Raw genomic sequence first — 18,150 nt, forward strand, 5'->3', positions numbered from 1 at the left:
GCGGGTAGGATAGAAGGAAGGAACGCTAGTAAATTTTTTCGTTAACCCGGTTGCCGGGGTTGGTCGTGTACCAGTCGGTGTGGGAAGTACCTCCGCTGAGGGCCCAGCTGGCAAAATTCAGGTAAACGCCCATGATGGATTCTTTCTCAACTGGATACGCAAAGGAGTTGGATACTTCCAGCGCCCAGGGTAGGTTGTTGGTGCTTTTGTAGTAGCGGCCTTCGCTAGGTTTGGAGGTGTCTTTCAAAGTACCCAGCAGCGACGCGTCGGCCTGGGCGGTAGGAGCAAAATCGCTCAAGTGTACTTCCCTTTTGCGGTCGCCGTTGATGAAAATAAACGGATTGATCTTGTTCTGCGTCACCTTGGAGGGCTCCAGGGGCGTTTTGAAGTTCAGCACTACTTCCAGCGGGGTAGAGGTACCTAGCGGATTTGCTTTGATGGTATTGAAAAACGAACCCGTGGTGCGGTTAATAAGCGGCGTAGGGTCGTCGTAGACAATGAATACCGCCTTGCTGTGGCCCGCTTCCAGGTTGGCACTGGTGAGGTTGATGGTACCTTTGGAAAGTTTCAGCCCGCTCACTTTGGCTACTTCACTGCTAAACACGTCGTCGAGCTGGATGCCGAAGCCGTTGAGGTAGGATGCTCCGATGGCCCGAATGACGACCTTGTACTTCATATCCACTACCTTGTTGCTGGCGTTGAGTACTTTGGTGACGCGGAAGTCAACCACCAGGTCGTTGAAGTCGTAGTCGCCAGCGGCGGGCCATAGATCTTCGAAAGCGTAGGAATTATAGGTATTGCTGGAAGGATAGAACGTATTGGTAGCCCGGTCTTTGTCGTCGGGGTAGTCGTCCAGTTCGTCAGCGATGGTGTCCCCGTCACGGTCTTTGATGGGCGGCTTGGGGGCTTCGCCAAAGCCTTCGGGATTGCAGCTCGAAACCGGGAGGTAGGTACCCGTGCAGCCAAAGAATGAGGCCGGTATCTTGGAGTTATTTTTTTCGATACCATTGACATCGCAGTAGCTGAGGTACCCTATCAGCGAGGCACCCCCGTTGATTTCGGATTGGCCTTCCACTTTTACGATCGACTTCGCACCGGCTTCGCCCTGAATCTCGCCGTTGAGTACCATGTTTTTGGTACTGAGTAGCGCTCCGTCGTACTGGATCAGGTTCGAGCCGCCGTCGATGCGGGTTTGGTTACGTACTTTGATGAAGCCAAAGTTTTTGAAATTTTTATTGACCGTAAATTCATCCACCACTTCCAGGCGGCAGTAGTTGAAGTTGACGGCGCTGCCGTTCGACTGGTACTTGCCATCTACCAGGATGTAGTTGTTGTTAATGACCGAGTTGCTGTTGTTCAAAGTACCCTTCACGCGCAGCTGGCCGTTGTTTACCAGTTGGCAGTTGCTGTTGAGGTTCAGGTTTTGCTCGGCTACAAGGCTGCCGTTGTTTTCAAAGTACCCCCCCAGCGAGGCATTGCCCAGCAGCGTGAGGGCTTCGGAGTAGTTGTAAAATTTGGCGCTCTTGGCGTTGCCGCTCAGCGAGGTTAACTTTACGTTGGCACTTTCCAGAAAGTACACCTGGCACTGGTCGTTGTTGACGCTGATGCTCAGGTCCGTTGACGTCGCACAAAATTTGAGCGTACCGCCGTTCATGGTGATACTTCCGTTGTAAGTACCCGCTACGCTCACAATCCCACCCTTTACCGAAATATTGGCGTTGGTAGTACCCGTCACACACACGACCTCACCCGCGTTGACTTCGATGGTCTTGGTAGAGTTGGTTACGGTTGTTTTGCAGTTGTCGCTGCAATTCATGCCCGAGCCCGCCTGGGTACGGAGGCTTACCGAAGGGGTAGTTTGCTTAAAATCAGCCGAAACATAGGACGCCACCGCTACCTTGGTGACGGTGCTGGCACCCGTAAAACGTACTTTCTCTACATAAATAGTTTCCAGACTCGCCGGTACCCGAAACTCCAGCTTGGCGCTCCCATCGGTGGTGGTAAAGCCCGTGGTGATCAGGCTACCAATGGTCGGGAAGTTGTCGTAGACGTTAATCCGCAGCTTTTCGCCGGCAATCAGTGCCGAGGTACTTTTTACATTGAGCTGGATGTCGCGGGTGGAGCGGTAGTCAAAAGAACCACTGACGCGCAAATCCTCGATGGAAGTAGGCGTCGTAGGGTCGGGAGTTACTTTGGGCAGACAGCTTTGTAGCCCACAAAGAACGCTGAGTAAAATGAAGTAGGAAAATTGTTTCACGGAATGATTGGGCAGTTAGGGTAAACAGATAGAAGGATTAGGTTCTGAATTCGTTGTAAAACTACCCCTTATTCGATTGTTTTTGTAACTAATTTCGATGAATTGGTACTGTGGCTAGCCGAAGTGAGCAAATGGGGGGATTTTCCGTTGAGAGCAGGAGGTACTTTGGGTGTGAGGCAAAGAGTAGGGGGTACTTTAAAAGTACCTTGCCTGGCTCCGTTGGTGTGCAGGAGAAAGGGCCGGGGATTGCCGCAATGCAATTGAGGCAACGGAATGGAAGCTTTTTTGAGGTACCTTAAAAGTACCCGCTGTGGGTACCTAGCAGGCAAAAAGGAAACAAACCCAGAGCAGGGCCCAAATCAAAGGCTGCAGCGAAGAGGCCCGGATGCCCAACATGCGGGTGGAAGAAAATTCAACCAGAAAAGAAATGGTGTACTTACCCGAAAAATACAGCCAGATAAATTTAGAGGCTAATAAAAGTACTAAATAGAGCTCCTTCGATTCTAACAAAGCCGACATACACTGAGCAGGGTTATAAGTTTTATAGCTAGTGATTTATCCGAAAGACAGAGGGGTTTTCGGGCGGAAAATCGTCACAAAAATAAATAAGAACCTCTTAATTTAGCAACATTTTTGGGCTTGAATTTTGTAATTAATTTTTGGCCACCTGCTTCACTATTTTCTCCGAGTCCAGCTTGATTCCCCGCAAAATGCCCGTTAGTGGGGTTTTGAAGCCCAGGAAGTACAGCCCCGGAAAGGCGTCATACCACAGCTTTTCGGGCCGACCGCGCTCGTCCAGAATGTCGTCGATGCCTTCGATGATCTGCCCCAGCAGGGCGCGGTAGCCCGTGGCCAGGATCACGGCGTCCAGCTCCAGGCGGGTACCGTCCACCAGCTGTACACCCGTGGGTGTAAAATGCTCGATGGCTCGCCGTACTTTTATCTTCCCGGCCCGGATTTGCGCCACGGTGCCGATGTCCAGCACCGGAATGCGCCCCATCCGGATTCCCTTCGTGGGGGCGTAGTCGGGCGTAGTGATGCCGTAGGCCGACAAGTCGCCGATCACTTTTTTCTGCACAAAGCGCGACAGCCGATCGTAGGCCCAGTTGGGCAGCAGGGTACTGAGCACAATGGCCGAAAGCTGCGTGGGCTTGCCGCCAACGTCCCGCGTGACGATATTCACCGGGCTGCGCAGCGAGAGGTAGGTGTCTACACCGTTTTCGCTCAGGTCCAGCGCTATTTCCGAGCCGCTGTTGCCCATTCCTACCACCAGCACCCGCTGGCCGCGGTAGGGTTGGGCGTTGCGGTAGGTACTGCTGTGGACTATGGAGCCGGTAAAAGCAGCCTGCCCCGGCCAGTGCGGGATCAGCGGCACGCGGTTGTAGCCGGTGCACACAAACACGTGCTGGGCTTCGTAGGTACTTATGGCGGTTTCGACCCACCAGCGGTCGGCCCGTCGGTACACGCGCGTTACTTCCTGGCCGAAGCGCGGGCTGATCTGGTAGTGCCGGGCGTAGTCTTCCCAGTAGGTGAGCAGGTCGTTTTTGGGCACAAATACCGGGTACTTCTCCGGAATGGGCCGCAGTGGCAGGCCCGAAAAGCGGCGGTCGGTGTGCAGGTGAAGCCGGTCGTAGTGGGCGTGCCAGGCTTCGCCTACCCGCGTTCCTTTTTCGAGCAGCAGGTACGGGAGGCCGCGCGCAGCGAGTTGTCCGGCGATGGCCAGGCCCGAGGGCCCGGCGCCAATGATGAGGTTCATGGTGGCCGAAAGGTATAAACGTTATCCGACCTTCAATTTACGCAAAATCCAATAAGCCCCAAAGCTGACGGCCATCACCCCCGCGAAAAGTAAGGCTGAGCGCTGATTGAAAACCGTCAGCGCCACCAGCGAGCCGAGCGCAATTAGCAGCGCCAGCGCCGGTACCAGCGGGTAGCCCGGCGTGCGGAAGGGCCGCTCGAGCCGAGGCTCTTGGTGGCGCAGCCGAAAAAACGAAAGGACCGACAGGCTGTACATGGTAAGTGCCCCAAAGGCCGACAAAATGATGATCTCCGCCGTACTTTGGGTAGCCAGCGCTACCATGCCGATGAGCATGTTTACGAGCAGGGCGTTGGCGGGGGTACGGTAGCGGGGCTGCACCCGGCCCAGCCAGGCGGGGCCGTTGCCCATGCGGCAAAACTCGTAGGTAGAGCGCCCGGCCGCCAGCAACAGGCCGTGAAACGAAGCCACCAGCCCGAACAACCCAAACACAATCACGAGCGTGTACAGGGTACTTTCCTCACCCAGGAGCTTGCCGAGCGCCAGGGGCAGGGGCGAGTCGGAGGGTTGGCCGGTGGTATCGTACACCACGGCCTCCCAGCCACCTACGCCCACGGCGGCTACGAAGGTGAGCCCGCAAAGTACCACCAGTGTGAGCATGGCCGACAGGAAACCGCGCGTAAGATCGCGCTGCGGATGAATGCTTTCTTCGGCGACGTTGGCCAGGCCTTCGATTCCGAGAAAAAACCAGATGGCGAAAGGAATGGCCGCAAAAGTACCCCCCCAGCCGTGGGGCAGGGCGTTGGCTTGCAGATTGGCTACGGAAAATTCGGGCAGGCCAATGCCCGCAAAAAGCAGCAGCCCCGCCACGGCCACCACCGTCACGAAGAGCTCGAAGGTAGCCGCCAGATGGGTGCCTAGCACGTTGAGCAGCGTAAAAAGTACGTATACGCCCAGCGCCAGGCTCGTAGTCGAAAACTGCGGCAGAAACAAGTGCAGGTAAGCCCCGATGCCCGCCGCAATGGCCGGTGGCGCAAATAGAAACTCGATGTTTTGGGCCATGCCCGCCAGAAAGCCGCCGCTGGGCCCCAGGGCGCGCCCGGCGTAGTCGAAGGCGCCGCCCGCTTTGGGGATGGCGCAGGCGAGCTCGGCGTAGCTGAGGGTGAAGCACACGTACATGACCACCACCAGGCCCGTGGCCACCGCCATACCCAGCGTGCCACCTTCGGCCAGGCCGAGGTTCCAGCCAAAGTACATACCTGAGATCACGTAGCCAACGCCCAGGCCCCACAGCAGGGTAGGGGTGAGCGTGCGCTGAAGATGGGTTTCCTGCGTCATGGGGGTAGGGGAGTAGAGGGCGTATGCGTTCTAAAGTACGGTACTAAGCGCGAGCTTTTCAAATGCACGTCAAAAACATAGTACGCCAAAAGGCGCGATAAGTACCCTCGCTGCCCGATAAGGCGCATCGAAGCGCGCGGCCCGGCGGGAAAGTACGGGGAGGTTGGGGTAAAAATCCGGACTAATTTTAAAATCTACTTTTCTCTGAATTTTGTATTTTTCATATTTGTCAAAATAAAAATCATGTTTTGAGGGGGTACTTTCCTTTTTTGTAAAATCGTAAAGTAAATTCGCCGTCTTTTAAAAAAAGTACCTACGAATCAAAACGCCTAAACCCGCTGCACGCATTTTACCGCTACTCATGAAGAATACTGGAATTGGAAATTACCGTTGGGTCATTTGTGCTTTACTTTTTTTTGCAACCACTATCAACTACGTAGACCGGCAAATCATCGGTCTGCTGAAACCTACCCTGGAGCTGGAATTTGGCTGGACCGAAACCGACTACGCCAACATCGTGACGGTTTTTGCCGCCTGCTACGCGCTGGGGTACATTATCTTCGGTAATTTTATCGACCGGATCGGCTCCAAGCTCGGCTACAGCATTTCCATCATTGTGTGGAGCGTGGCGGCCATGCTGCACGCGGCGGTCAAAAGTACCTTTGGGTTTGGCGTGGTGCGGGGCTTGCTGGGACTGGGCGAAGCGGGCAACTTCCCGGCGGCGGTAAAGGCCGTAGCGGAGTGGTTTCCCAAAAAAGAACGCGCCCTGGCTACGGGTATATTTAACTCCGGCACGAGCATCGGCGCGGTAGCGGCGCCCCTGATGGTACCCTGGCTGCTGGGGGCCTACGGCTGGCAAGAGGCGTTTATCATCACCGGGGCGCTGGGCTTTGTGTGGCTGATCTTCTGGTGGCTGCTGTACGAGATTCCTTCCCGACACAAAAAAATTACCCGCCAGGAGTTCGACTACATCCACAGCGACCACGACGCCGCTACCTCGGCTACGGCGGGGTCTATCCGGTGGAGTAAGCTCCTCGGCCTGCGCCAAACCTGGGTTTTTATTGTGGGTAAAGTACTTACCGACCCGATCTGGTGGTTTTTTCTGTTCTGGTTGCCGTCCTACTTTTCCACCATGTTCAACCTGGACCTCAAAAAGCCCAGCCTCCACCTGGCGGTGGTCTATACGGCCACTACCTTCGGTAGCATTGGCGGCGGGTACCTGTCGTCCTACCTCATCAAGCGCGGTTGGCCGGTTTTGAAAGCCCGCAAAACAACTTTGCTCATCGTGGCGTTTACGGTACTGCCGATCATCCTGGCCCGCTTCGCCACGGACATTTGGGTGGCGGTCGGGATCATTAGCCTGGCGGCGGCAGCGCACCAGGCCTGGAGTGCCAATATTTTCACCATCGTGTCGGACCTGGTGCCCAAGCGGGCCGTCAGCTCGGTGGTGGGCGTGGGTGGGATGGCCGGTTCCATTGGTTCCACGCTCTTTCCGCTGCTGGTAGGTACCTTGCTGGACTACTACAAGGCCGCCGACAACATCGGGGCCGGGTACAACATCCTGTTTATTATCTGCGGCTGCGCCTACATGCTGGCCTGGCTGATCATCCATTGGCTCACCACACGCATGAAACCGATCGATCCTTCGTTATTAACCGAATAGCTTTTCTTTAAACAGTTAGAAAACAGGCGGGTACTTCATCCGACGGTCCTTATACAAAAAATGAAAAAGGTACTTTATCCATTGCTTTTGCTCCTTATTTCGTCTGTTTTATTTTATTGTAAAACGACCCGGCAACCTGGCACCCAGCCCAGTGCGGCCGAGGTCGAAGAAGCCCTGGCGCCGCCGGATTTCAGCGTTTCGCCGGTACTTTCGGCGCGGGAGTCTCTGCGGCGAATGCAGGTAGAAGAAGGCTTTGAGGTAAAGCTAGTGGCCAGTGAGCCGCTGGTAAATACGCCCGTGGCGCTCACCTTTGACGCGCAGGGGCGGATATGGGTCGTAGAAATGAACGGTTACATGCAGGATACCCTGGGTGCGGGTGAGGACATTCCCAACGGCAAGATCGTGATTCTGGACGACACCGACCACGACGGCGTGGCCGACCGCCGGACGGTCTTTCTGGATTCGCTGGTGCTGCCCCGGGCCATTTGCCTCATCGAAAACGGCCTGCTCGTGGGCGAGCCTACCAACCTGTGGTACTACGAGATCGTGAACGACCGGCCCGGCAAACGGGTACTGGTAGACCCCGCCTACACCGAGGGCGGCAACGTGGAGCACCAGCCCAACGGCCTGCTGCGTGCCCTGGACAACTGGATCTATAATGCCAAAGCCAACAAACGCTACCGCAAACAGGGCGATCGCTGGCTGATCGAGCGCACCCACAGCCGCGGCCAGTGGGGGATCTCGCAGGATGACTACGGACGGCTTTATTACAACAACAACTCCCAAAACCTGCTGGGCGACTACTTCGCGCCGGGCTTTGGCGCTACCAACCGCAACCAGCGCGGCGTGGCGGGCTACAACGAAAAGGTAGTGGGCGACAACAAGGTATACCCCGCGCGCCCCACGCCGGGTGTTAACCGGGGGTACATGAAGGGTACTTTGGACGACAGCCTGCGGCTGCGCAACTTCACGGCCGCCTGCGGGCCCTTGGTGTACCGCGGTGATTTGTTTCCGGCTACTTACCGCTCCAACGTCTTCGTGGCGGAGCCTTCGGCCAACCTCATTAAGCGGAATACTCTGGACGAAAACGGGTACCTGGTCCAGGGCGAGCAGGCCTACGCGGGCCGCGAATTTCTGGCCAGTACCGACGAGCGCTTCCGGCCCGTGAGCCTCTACAACGGCCCCGACGGCGCGCTCTACGTGGTGGACATGTACCGGGGCATTATCCAGCACAAAACCTACCTGACGCCTTACCTCAAGGAGGAGATCGGGCGGCGCAACCTCACCCAGCCACTTAGCTACGGGCGTATCTATAAGGTAGTTCCGAAGGGGAAAGTACCCCAGGCTGTGACGCTCCCCAACGCGCCCACCGAGCTGGTGGCCCGCCTGGGCCACGCCAACGGCTGGGTGCGCGACCAGGCGCAGCAGATGCTGGTGGACGGCAAGTACCCCGAAGCGGTGCCTTTGCTGCGCCAGGCGCTGAAAGAAACCGAAAATCCTCTGAAGGTACTTCACGCCCTCTGGACCCTGGAAGGCCTCAGCGCCCTCCGCACCGACGAGGTACTGGCGTTGCTCCAGCAGCCTGCCTGGCCCCTCCGGATGCAGGCGCTGAGCGCACTGCCCTCGGTACTGAGTGCGGCCAACCACGCCCAGTATACCGCCGCTCTGAACCAGCTCCTGGCCCAAAACGATACGCTGGCGGCTCCCTACGTGGCTTTTTTGGCGTACTCCCTGCGGTCCTTTGACGAAAAAGGGGCCGACAACCTGTTGCAGAAACTCGTGGCCAAGTACCCCAACGACCGCTACGTGGCCGACGCCGTGATCAGTAACCTGCAAGATCGCGAAAGTACCTTCCAGAATGAAGTACTGGCCTCGACGCCCGGTAGTAACCAGGCCTTTGACCGTCGGCTGCAGCAAGTCATTACGTACATCCGAAACACCCTCGCCAACCGCGACCCGGCCGTGCTCACGCGCGCCTACCCCAAAGGAGCTGCCATGTTTAGTTCCAGCTGCCAGATGTGCCACGGCGCCGACGGCAACGGCGTGAAGGCCCTGGCGCCGCCACTGAACAAGTCGGAGTGGGTGACGGGCAATAAAGAAACGCTGATTTCGGTGGTACTTTTTGGGCTCACCGGTCCCGTGGAGGTAGGTGGCCACCGGTACGAGTCGCCGGAGATCAACGGCGACATGCCGGGCATTGGCTACGACAAAACGCTGCCCAACGAAGACATTGCCGAACTCCTGAGCTTTATCCGGAAATCCTGGCAAAACAACGCCTCTCCCATCACGAAGGAGGAGGTCGCGACTGTCCGTCAAAAGCTCGCCGCCCGCGAAAAAGCCTTCACCGCCGAGGAGCTGAAGAAGTAAAGGGATTTGTGGAAAATAAGGGGGCTAGATTTGTTGGTGTTATCACCAACAAATCTAGCCAATAAAAGCTCTTCCCGTCTAACGTTCTGTCAATTTAAATAGTAGAGAATTTCCCCCTTCGTCCAAACCTCCTAGTACTTTGACCCAAATACCGCACCAATCAACAAAATAACAAAGCCTGATATGTTGATAATTTGGCGGTATTTAAAAAAATGAAGCCATTTAGTTCGGTATTCTGTCCAATTTGTTGGGTAACTACCTGATGACCATGAATTAATTGCCTCATTAATTGGAATGTTGCCTTTTACTGCTATCAATGTGTCCAAAATTAAAGCGACAAAAGCAACAGCAGCCGTTATAAATAATAAACTACCAGGATTTTTTACTGTCAACATTACAAGGATAAGGTTTGAAAGTAAAGCAGCATAAATTACATACTTAAAGTTGCTTTCCATGCTCACATCAATTAGTTTTCTTACTTCGGTATATGAGTTGGCATCTAGATTTAGCTGAACATGCTTTAGCGCGAGGATATACATAAACGACTGACTGACAATAATGCTGTATACAAAGATCGTCAGTAGGAGAAAGAGTTTATTTGCCATGATTTGTTATTGATTTAACTATTTTTTATTTCTTTTTAAATAAGTTATACTAATAAAGAAAAACTTGGTTAGCCCAAAAAAGCTACCTATGAGGCCCGTCTTATCTAACATAGAAGCATCAGGAATGCACCTTGGTTATTTCCAAATTTTCTATCCATTGCATTGCCTGCATAGGGTCTAGAAAAAAATGTTCTCTTTCGCTACTAAATTTCGATTCGTACAAGGCCATTTTGGTTTCATCTTGATGGGCATGGGCGGCTCCAACACATTGAATCCCCCTTGTGTTTTTGTAACGTATAGCTTTGGCTTCTTCTTCAAATAAGTCCACATAACCAGTTTTCCAGCCATAGTCAGCGAGTGTTAAAGGAATAACGCTTCTAAATCTTTTATGTGCGTCAAGGCTCATCGCATTAAATCCATGCATATCCACAAAGATTTTAAATAATGTATTGTTCTCAACTTTGCCCAATACATATTTAAAGCCTTTTTCCCATTGTTCAATATCATTTTTATCCAGATTCCCACTGATACGTGTTACAATCAATCTTTTTTCAGGATACCAATTTGTTTCTGTAATCTTTATAGCGGTCATTTTTTTGTTCCTTTTAAGTCCAAGATGCAAACAAATCGTCAAGGTTTTTACATGTTTTACTATTTCAAACCTTCAATAAATTTTTGTATTATTGCTGAGTAAATAAGCCAGTAGCTGCATCATGTAATGTAGCGTTTGCGCGCTTTGCACCCGCGAGGCGTCCGCTTCCTCAATCTCTCCTTCTGAGAGCGGACACCGCTTCGGAGAAGTTTATAAACTAGGTCATCTATTCAGAACGGTCATAAATGTACTGATTTAAGCATGTATGGCGTTTGTGCCTTATGGATGAACTGTGTAAAATGAAGGTTGAAGTGTCATTTATGGGCTAATCCCCGCCGTTGTAGGAGATTTTACAGAAAACAGTTTAGCCATTGCCCAATAATCACACCTAAAGTACTTCAGAAAGCCAAAGTTATCGTTTCGGATATGGTGAACCGGTGCGACGAGCATAGATGCTCAAATGCTCTCTCCGTTTAGTATATAGTATCTTATTATTGAGTGAATGAGAGCGGGAAGTACCCTATAGCTATCTCTTCTCCCCAAATTAAATGAAGGAATTTTGCTACCTACCAGACTTTATAGGTTACTTCATGAAGCAATAAGGATGGGGGAGCCAGTTTGTAGCTATTTTATTAAGCAGTAGATGCCGTACGCCTTACACGCGCTGAGGCGGGGGGCGCTCCTTCCAGGAGCAGATGCCGAGCGAGAATACTTTCTGAACTAAATTACATACCTATAAACGCGCAAGCCTTCTATTTTATCATTTTAACCGCTGCGGCCGCTTACACGCAGTGGCCGCAGCCTTGTTCTTACTATTCAAATTTCATTTTATCGCTTTATAGCTTGTAGTAAAAATGCACGACCTGTTCTTCATCTGTCGGTTGGGTGGAGCGGTAAAAGTCAATAGCGTAATCGTCCACTTTATCCGCCTGAACAAAAACTTCTTCAAATCCTTTTTGTCTACAAAGCTCCCTGATAAACGCTATCAATTTTCGTCCAACGCCCATTCTTTGGTATTCATTTAATACAGCAAGGTCGTAAATATAGGCGAGTGGCTTTTCTGAGTAGTATTGATCGAGCACATACACGGTGAGCCCTGCAATAACTTTTTGTTCGCACTTTGCCGTAACCGCCATGAAGTTTTCTTTATTCAATAGGGTTTCTAAGTGTACCTGACTTGGCCGCGTGAAATGGATCATTTCAAACACACGCTCAAAAACTGAAATGAGTTCATCCAGTTCTTGCCGGTTTTTGGGTTGCAATAGTTGTATTTCTATTTCCAAAGCAGTGAACTGTTTGTTTACTCGTCATTCAACGAATTAATGCCCTGTTCTTTGAGCCGTTCAAGGTGCTCTTTCATCATGTTCACATGCTCGATTGGATGTCCTTGCCAGCTCGTTACTTCGCCAACCACTCTGAACGGGTGGGTCGAACGATACGATTTTGTTGGGTTGCCGGGGAATTTTTTATCCGTTAGGTCAGGATCATCTTCGATAGCTCCCGTGGGTTCAACTAAATAAATTCTTTCTCGTCCGTCCCCAAATGCCAATTCCGCCCCCCAGATAGCCGCGTCCAGGGTGGCCGTTAGGAAAATGTATTTTGCATGCTTCTTTTGTCCGTAGTTTGAGTTGTATCCCACTTCAATCAGGTCGCCTACTTGTAAGTCCGCCCTGGTTCCGTGAAAATAGGTTTGAGCAAAGGGTGTGGAGCCTTGTCCGCTTGGTTTCTGTTCGTTTTTGCCGGGTTCCATTGTTAAAGTCCAGGTTTTATGATTGCTCTATCTTTATTGAATGGTTTTTACTGCTTTATTTGTATTTTTTCTCTCTCTCTTTTATTTATATACAATCCCTAAGCTTCCCTTGGCTAAGGGCTCGGTAATTATACTTCCAATACTGTAGTTTCCAAGTTGGAGTACTCAGGCTTCATGTATCTCCCGGTTCTGTAAGTAGATTAAGGGTATAAGAGGTTAAGGGGTACTTTCATCGCACCGACAAAGGCAATAGGCCCGCCCTAAGAACAACCATCTGACACCCCGTCAAGGTACATACGGCTTCCCGACCACCAGCTTATCGCCCGACAGGTCTGCTTCGAACAGGTGCGGGATGCGGCGGTAGCGGCCGTTGATGCTTTTGTGGCTATGGATGGACATCAGCAGCTTGCCCTCCAGGGTGCGGAACAACATGCCGTGCCCAAAGTTAAGCGGTGTAATGGGGTCTTTCTCCTGTATCCAGGGGCCGTCAAGCGTACCGCTTTCCGAGTAGGCTACGCCCTGCACGTATACATCGTAGATCCAACTGGTCCAGATCATACCCAGCCGCCCCGTGTAGGTCTTGAAGAGGTAGGCCCCGTCCGTTACCTTGTTGGGACGATCCTGGCCGTTTTCGTCTTTTTCCCGGCTTCAGGGTGAGTCGCTGGCCCGGAACAAGAGCTTGGCGGTACCCACCGTGCCGCTCAGATCCGGTTTTAGCTCCATTTTTTCGATGGTACCGTTCAGGTTCTGGAGCCATTCGTAGCAATAAACCAGGTAGGGTTTGCCGTCGGTATCTACCCAGAGCGTGCCATCCAGTGTAGGCATGTGGGCGGGCAGGTAGGTAGGGGCCTGCATGGGTACGTAAGGGCCATCCGGCTGGTCACTCACCAATACGTGGCAAGCCCGGCGCTCGATCACGTTGCCCTGGACGGTATCAATCTTGACGGCCCGGTTGGTAAAGGTCGCAAAATAGTAGTACTTGCCCTGGTAGGGATGAATTTCGGCCGCCCAAATCATCGGTTGGGGCCCCATCCAGGAATTAGGGTCAGTTTGGGCTACGGCGTAGGGGCCATCCCAGTGCTTGAGGTCTTTGCTTTTCCACAGCAGGCCGCCCGTACCGGTCAGGTAGTACCGGTTGGTTTTTGCGTCGGCCAGGATAAACGGATCGCTCAGCACAAGGGAGTCCAGCGGAACGCCATACCGGACCACAGGTACCCGGCTTGGCTGGGCCAGAAGTGCCCACGAAAAAGACAAATAGACAAGCAGCGTTAACCCAAAGCGTCTCATGTTCATATCTAGATAGGATTTGTACAAAGGAAAGTGCTTGAGGTACTTATTCTAATGTACAGGGGTACCTACCGACCCGCTTTCGCTTTTCCTTTGTCGGACAGGGTGCCAAACTGGCGCGTGAGGGTTCGGGCCTTTGTTGGTGTTCTCACCAACAAATCGCAGGCCGTTCTCACCAACCTCTTTGCGTCTTTGCAGACCTTTCTCACCAACAAATTGCAAACCGTTCCTCCCAACCATTTGGGATTTGGTGGTGTTCTCACCACCAGAGAACACCACCAAAGGTACTTAGCGGTACTGGCACAGGTACGCTACGGGAGCCGTGGCTTTTACCTGGAAAGAAGCCCCGGCGGGTACTTCAAACGCCTCTCCGGGTCCGTACGTTTGCCAGGCTTCCGCCTCCGGCAAAAGTACCTCCAGCTGGCCTTCCACGAGGGTCATGGTTTCGTGCTGCGAAGTACCAAACTCAAATTCGCCCTCGTTGATCACGCCAACCGACGACTTCCCCGCCGCCGTGGTGTAGCCTAGCGACATCACCGAGCCTCCGAAGTATTCATTTACTGCGATCATGTTTTGCTACTGAATAGAAAATGAATTTTTGAAGGCCCGAAGTACGTACTTTTTTGGTTAAAGGAACAGTACCTACCCGCCAAAAATCATAAGTACCTCCCACAGGGTACTTACCGCCAGCACCGCGCACAGAAAGCCCAGAAAGACCCACCGCAGGCCCAACGAGGGCGTTTGGTGCCAGGTACTTTTAGCGGGGTTTTCGGGTAGGTACCTGAGGGGTACTTGCTGGCCTACCCAAAAGGTACGGTACGTAAAATCCTTGGGCGTGAGCTGGTACGTACGGCCCTGCACCTGGTACGTAATGGTGGGCGTAAGTACCTGAGCCCCGTAGGGGCTTTGCCACGTTTTGAGGCCACTCACCCGGCCCGTTACGGGGCGGCCCCGCCGCCGGAGCGCCCGGTGAAAAACAAGGATGCGAATGCCCTGGTAGAGCAGGTACCCTCCCAGCGCCGTCATGCCTACGGAAACGACGCCCATCACGATCTTGAAAATCAACTCTTCCTGGGTTTGCATGCCTGAAACACGTTTGCTACTTTGACCACTGCAAAGTTGGCCCAAGTACCCGCCCCACACAATCGCGGAACGCCTGTATTCTGGCTACGGGAATACCTGTATTTGGGGCATGGGAGGACTTCTACAGGTTGGATACCTCCTCTCTACAGCTCTTCCCAATCTATGATCGGCGACGGGCTTTTTTGCGTTTTAAACGCAAATCAGACTCAACCGCCGATTAAAAATCGGGGTTAGCTAGGTATGATGGGCTACTAACCGTACGGGGCTTAATATGAGTTTGATCCTGTATTTACTTTGAATGTCTTTTATACCATGCCTGTACTAACCCTCTTACAGCCTGTAAATCGTCAGGCGGGGCTTTCATGAATTATATTCTAAAGCAATTTGCGATACCTATGCAACCAATGCTAAGGAGAGCTGTCTTAGGATTGTAGCGCTACTTTAAAACATGAAGTGCAGGATCAGTACTTCATTGGAGAACTAACATTTTAACTGAAGTCTAGCATGAAGTCGAGAGTAATAATTGTGTGTATGGCAACCCTTCTTGGGGCTTGTAATAGGGTGAAAGATTCAAACCCGCAAGCAGCCAATGTTCCGGCAGAAGTGGTCCAGCTGGTAAAACAAAATTATACGAATCCGTCAAATATGGTCTTTACTGAAATCGTGGCCGACAAAATTTGGGGGGTGGATCTTCAAACAACCGAAAAAAAAGTCAATGCGGCGGTCAATAAGAATACTATTATATCCTCGTATCGTTTGGCGGCGGATCTGCCACCAGACAGTCTGGTCAATCTGCTAAATCCTTCAGTCATTAAAGGTGGTAGCTTTTCCAATTACCGTGAAGAAGAATACTCCTGGTATAGGGAAGGTAACTACGGACAAAGATTAGTGGCTGATTACAACTGGCAAGGTAAAACGCATCGCTTTCAGTGGGGTATTACGATGTTGTCAGGTCAAGCGACCTATACGCTAGAAATGCTGTCGGCAAAGTCGAGGGTTACATCCCTTGCGGAGGAAGATATGCCGAACCCGATCCGGAATTATCTTTCTCAGAAAGGTCTTGGTTTTAGTACCGGTACGATCTTTAAGAACGACCAGGATGAGAATATGTATCAGGTAATGGTGTCCCAGAATAATACCTTTTTTACGCTGCTATTCAATAATCAGCATACGCTTATTGGTGGTTCAGAGCAGCCGACCCTGCTCAATGGCGTACAGGCCCTGCCGGAGAGCATCAGGCACTACCTGGCTAATACGCCCGAATACAAAGATTTTGTCTTTGAAGGGCAATTTGCCCGCAATTATAAAAGGACCTATGACGGGGTGACCAGCTACGACCTCTGCATTCAGAAAAATACGGGAACCATGTACGGTACGCAGGTCTGGTTTATTACCTTGGATCAAGCGGGAAATGTACTAGTGAGAAGTTACATGGGGTTCTACTAATAGATTGTCACCCTTTTAAGCAAACCAGAATTCTGCTCCTAGGTAATTACCCGAAACGTACCTAATGATTTTTTTTCAAAAGCAAAAGTTCACTTCGCTGACGGAGCTCGTCGAGGCCTGTCAGCGAAGTGAGCCCAAAGCCCAGAGTGCTTTTTATGACCGGTACAAACGCAAATTAAGAGGCGTATGCCTCCGATATGCCCGTACGGAGTCGGAAGCTGACGATATTTTTCAGGAGGCCTTTATCAAAATTTTTCAGCATATCAATCAGCTGAAATCGCCTGATTCGGCTGATTACTGGGTCAAATCTACCGTGATACGCACGGCGATCAACTACTACCGCTCAACCACCAAAAGGGATTTGCTACAAACACCCATTGATGAGATCGAGCCGGTGCAGCCTTCCGAGGAAACCCTTGAAGTACTGGAGCAGATTGAGATGGGAGAATTGCTGGCGATAATCAGTGAACTACCAGACGGCTATAGAACCGTAGTGAATCTGTACTTCATTGACGGCTACACGCATGCACAAATCGCTTCCATGCTTGGTATCGTGGAAGGGACCTCTAAATCACAATTGATGAGGGGCAGGGCCTTGTTGATTAAAAAATTACAGGAAAAAGGAATTGGGCAATATGGATTCATCTCAAAAGAAGATTGATCAGGCGTTTCAGGAAAAGCTTAGGAAGCGATTTGACGACTTGGAAGCACCCGTAGAAGAGGAGCTTTCCAAAAAGATATTAGCGGCTGTCAATACGACCCACTACGCTGTACGTTGGGGTACTCTTGTGGTGGTTATATTGGTGCTCAGTGGGCTAACGGTAGGTTATTTTCTTCAAGGATCACAGTCTTCGGAGCCAGTGGCGGCCAAGACCCGCGTTTCCGAAAAAAACAACCCTAGCAGACCCGCCAACGACGCAGGTACACGGCCTGTTGTAGCGCCTGAGCAAGGTAGTTTGCCGCCCATACTAAGCCATTCCGAGGCTCAAAAAGAGTTGATAAATCCCCACCAAAAAGCAGAAGTTAGAAAGGAGAGAATAAACCATCTTCGGTCCGCAAAAGCCAATGAGAAGTCTGTCTATCATCTTGATTCTTCTGCTAAAATTCAGCTAGTAGAAAATCGTCCGGATAGTAATGCCCAATACCGGATAGAAGCAGCATCCCGGGTGGAGAGTAGTGTTGAGTCTGGCTTGGCTACTGATAGCTCTGCCGTTGGAATAAGTACTCATAAAAAGGAGCTTAGTCTTTTATCTAGCAGAAAGCTCCACTTCCTTCAATACACACTCCCGGATATTCAGGTACCTACCTCAGCCTCAGCGCCAACTCAGGAAGAACAGCTACGGCCGCACCGGCCCAAGTTCAACCCGGTTTTCAGTATCGCCAGCCTGGAGAGCTTCCAGTTGATCAACCTCCATTCCACGTTCGAAATGCCGTTTCAAAACGTCCAGTTTGCTCCTGCTTTTAGTTCCAAGTCGATGGGCTACAAAGTCAGTGCCGGCTTGGAAAAAGGCCATCTCCGGCTATTGCTCAACTACGGCTACCTGCGCAATTGGAACTACTATGAAATCGGATCGGGTCGGATTGAAGTAAATTATACCCCTGAAAATCAGTACAGTTTTCGGCGTGTTGGCCTTCCGCATGTCATTGATGAGCGCCTGCATTTACTGGGGGGAGGCGTCAGAACCCTACTACCTATGAGTCATACCCCCCTACGAAAATTAGAGACAAGAGTCGGCATTGAATTTACCAGCGTTTTGCCCACTCGCTTAGCGATGATATGGGTCAATATCAGCTCCACAAAAAATGTCAACCTGGGAAAAAATCTGGACTTGGCCGTTGGGCCTTTTGCCGAATATAGCCTTACCCAACGAAGCTTGGTAGGAGGACATTGGCAGTCGCGCCCTTATCGCTTGGGTATTGCCGTAGAGTTGCGAAAGCGGGAAGAATAGGGGGGCAAATCAGGATGAGCTGATTTAGCCCGCTAATTCTATTTACACCAGCGAGCGCCA

At 51.8% G+C, this 18,150-nt stretch carries 16 protein-coding genes; 5 read left to right on the forward strand and 11 right to left on the reverse strand.

Annotation, left to right across the window (positions count from 1 at the left end):
• Window positions 1–25 precede the first annotated feature (25 nt).
• The 3 genes from HNQ92_RS29075 to eat all read right to left on the reverse strand — a co-directional run bounded on the left by HNQ92_RS29075 (window position 26) and on the right by eat (window position 5,348).
• On the reverse strand, window positions 26–2,257 hold the full coding sequence (locus HNQ92_RS29075) for an LruC domain-containing protein (RefSeq protein WP_184177048.1): 2,232 nt from the start codon (window positions 2,255–2,257) through the stop codon (window positions 26–28).
• Between the two features lie 652 nt (window positions 2,258–2,909).
• Window positions 2,910–4,013 carry a flavin-containing monooxygenase gene (locus HNQ92_RS21235; protein ID WP_184177050.1) on the reverse strand — a complete coding sequence of 368 codons (1,104 nt, stop codon included), beginning with the start codon at window positions 4,011–4,013 and terminating at the stop codon, window positions 2,910–2,912.
• Window positions 4,014–4,034: 21 nt separating this feature from the next.
• Entirely contained in the window at window positions 4,035–5,348 is a 1,314-nt protein-coding gene (gene eat / locus HNQ92_RS21240; RefSeq protein ID WP_184177052.1) for an ethanolamine permease, read from the reverse strand.
• Window positions 5,349–5,709: 361 nt separating this feature from the next.
• Here eat and HNQ92_RS21245 point away from each other — a divergent pair, with 361 nt between their 5' ends.
• A complete protein-coding gene (locus HNQ92_RS21245; protein WP_184177054.1) occupies window positions 5,710–7,011 on the forward strand; it encodes an MFS transporter in 1,302 nt (433 codons plus the stop codon).
• Between the two features lie 60 nt (window positions 7,012–7,071).
• The gene (locus tag HNQ92_RS21250; protein ID WP_184177056.1) at window positions 7,072–9,378 is read left to right on the forward strand and encodes a DUF7133 domain-containing protein; all 2,307 of its coding nucleotides are present in this window, start codon (window positions 7,072–7,074) and stop codon (window positions 9,376–9,378) included.
• 131 nt (window positions 9,379–9,509) lie between these two features.
• Here HNQ92_RS21250 and HNQ92_RS21255 read toward each other — a convergent pair whose 3' ends face one another.
• From HNQ92_RS21255 to HNQ92_RS21285, 8 genes are all read right to left on the reverse strand, one after another.
• Entirely contained in the window at window positions 9,510–9,983 is a 474-nt protein-coding gene (locus HNQ92_RS21255; RefSeq protein ID WP_184177058.1) for an anthrone oxygenase family protein, read from the reverse strand.
• Window positions 9,984–10,101: 118 nt separating this feature from the next.
• Window positions 10,102–10,605 carry a hypothetical protein gene (locus tag HNQ92_RS21260; protein WP_221307511.1) on the reverse strand — a complete coding sequence of 168 codons (504 nt, stop codon included), beginning with the start codon at window positions 10,603–10,605 and terminating at the stop codon, window positions 10,102–10,104.
• A gap of 806 nt (window positions 10,606–11,411) precedes the next feature.
• Window positions 11,412–11,858 carry a GNAT family N-acetyltransferase gene (locus HNQ92_RS21265; RefSeq protein WP_246440567.1) on the reverse strand — a complete coding sequence of 149 codons (447 nt, stop codon included), beginning with the start codon at window positions 11,856–11,858 and terminating at the stop codon, window positions 11,412–11,414.
• Window positions 11,859–11,875: 17 nt separating this feature from the next.
• A complete protein-coding gene (gene arr / locus HNQ92_RS21270; protein WP_184177060.1) occupies window positions 11,876–12,325 on the reverse strand; it encodes an NAD(+)--rifampin ADP-ribosyltransferase in 450 nt (149 codons plus the stop codon).
• 285 nt (window positions 12,326–12,610) lie between these two features.
• A complete protein-coding gene (locus HNQ92_RS28725) occupies window positions 12,611–12,883 on the reverse strand; it encodes a glycoside hydrolase family protein (RefSeq protein WP_246440570.1) in 273 nt (90 codons plus the stop codon).
• 90 nt (window positions 12,884–12,973) lie between these two features.
• Window positions 12,974–13,618, reverse strand: a complete 645-nt coding sequence (locus HNQ92_RS28730; protein ID WP_246440572.1) for a family 43 glycosylhydrolase — start codon at window positions 13,616–13,618, stop codon at window positions 12,974–12,976.
• 282 nt (window positions 13,619–13,900) lie between these two features.
• Window positions 13,901–14,182 carry a pyrimidine/purine nucleoside phosphorylase gene (gene ppnP / locus HNQ92_RS21280; protein ID WP_184177062.1) on the reverse strand — a complete coding sequence of 94 codons (282 nt, stop codon included), beginning with the start codon at window positions 14,180–14,182 and terminating at the stop codon, window positions 13,901–13,903.
• Window positions 14,183–14,254: 72 nt separating this feature from the next.
• Window positions 14,255–14,695: a DUF3592 domain-containing protein gene (locus tag HNQ92_RS21285; RefSeq protein WP_184177064.1), complete on the reverse strand. Its 441-nt coding sequence runs from the start codon at window positions 14,693–14,695 to the stop codon at window positions 14,255–14,257.
• Between the two features lie 531 nt (window positions 14,696–15,226).
• Here HNQ92_RS21285 and HNQ92_RS21290 point away from each other — a divergent pair.
• The 3 genes from HNQ92_RS21290 to HNQ92_RS21300 all read left to right on the forward strand — a co-directional run bounded on the left by HNQ92_RS21290 (window position 15,227) and on the right by HNQ92_RS21300 (window position 18,090).
• Window positions 15,227–16,141 carry a hypothetical protein gene (locus HNQ92_RS21290; RefSeq protein ID WP_184177066.1) on the forward strand — a complete coding sequence of 305 codons (915 nt, stop codon included), beginning with the start codon at window positions 15,227–15,229 and terminating at the stop codon, window positions 16,139–16,141.
• Window positions 16,142–16,205: 64 nt separating this feature from the next.
• A complete protein-coding gene (locus HNQ92_RS21295; protein ID WP_184177068.1) occupies window positions 16,206–16,802 on the forward strand; it encodes an RNA polymerase sigma factor in 597 nt (198 codons plus the stop codon).
• Window positions 16,777–18,090 carry a hypothetical protein gene (locus HNQ92_RS21300; protein WP_184177070.1) on the forward strand — a complete coding sequence of 438 codons (1,314 nt, stop codon included), beginning with the start codon at window positions 16,777–16,779 and terminating at the stop codon, window positions 18,088–18,090. Before HNQ92_RS21295 ends, HNQ92_RS21300 begins: the two co-directional genes overlap by 26 nt.
• Window positions 18,091–18,150: the final 60 nt, after the last annotated feature.

Origin of the sequence: Rhabdobacter roseus, assembly GCF_014202275.1 — a bacterium.
Taxonomy (GTDB): Bacteria; Bacteroidota; Bacteroidia; order Cytophagales; family Spirosomataceae; genus Rhabdobacter; species Rhabdobacter roseus.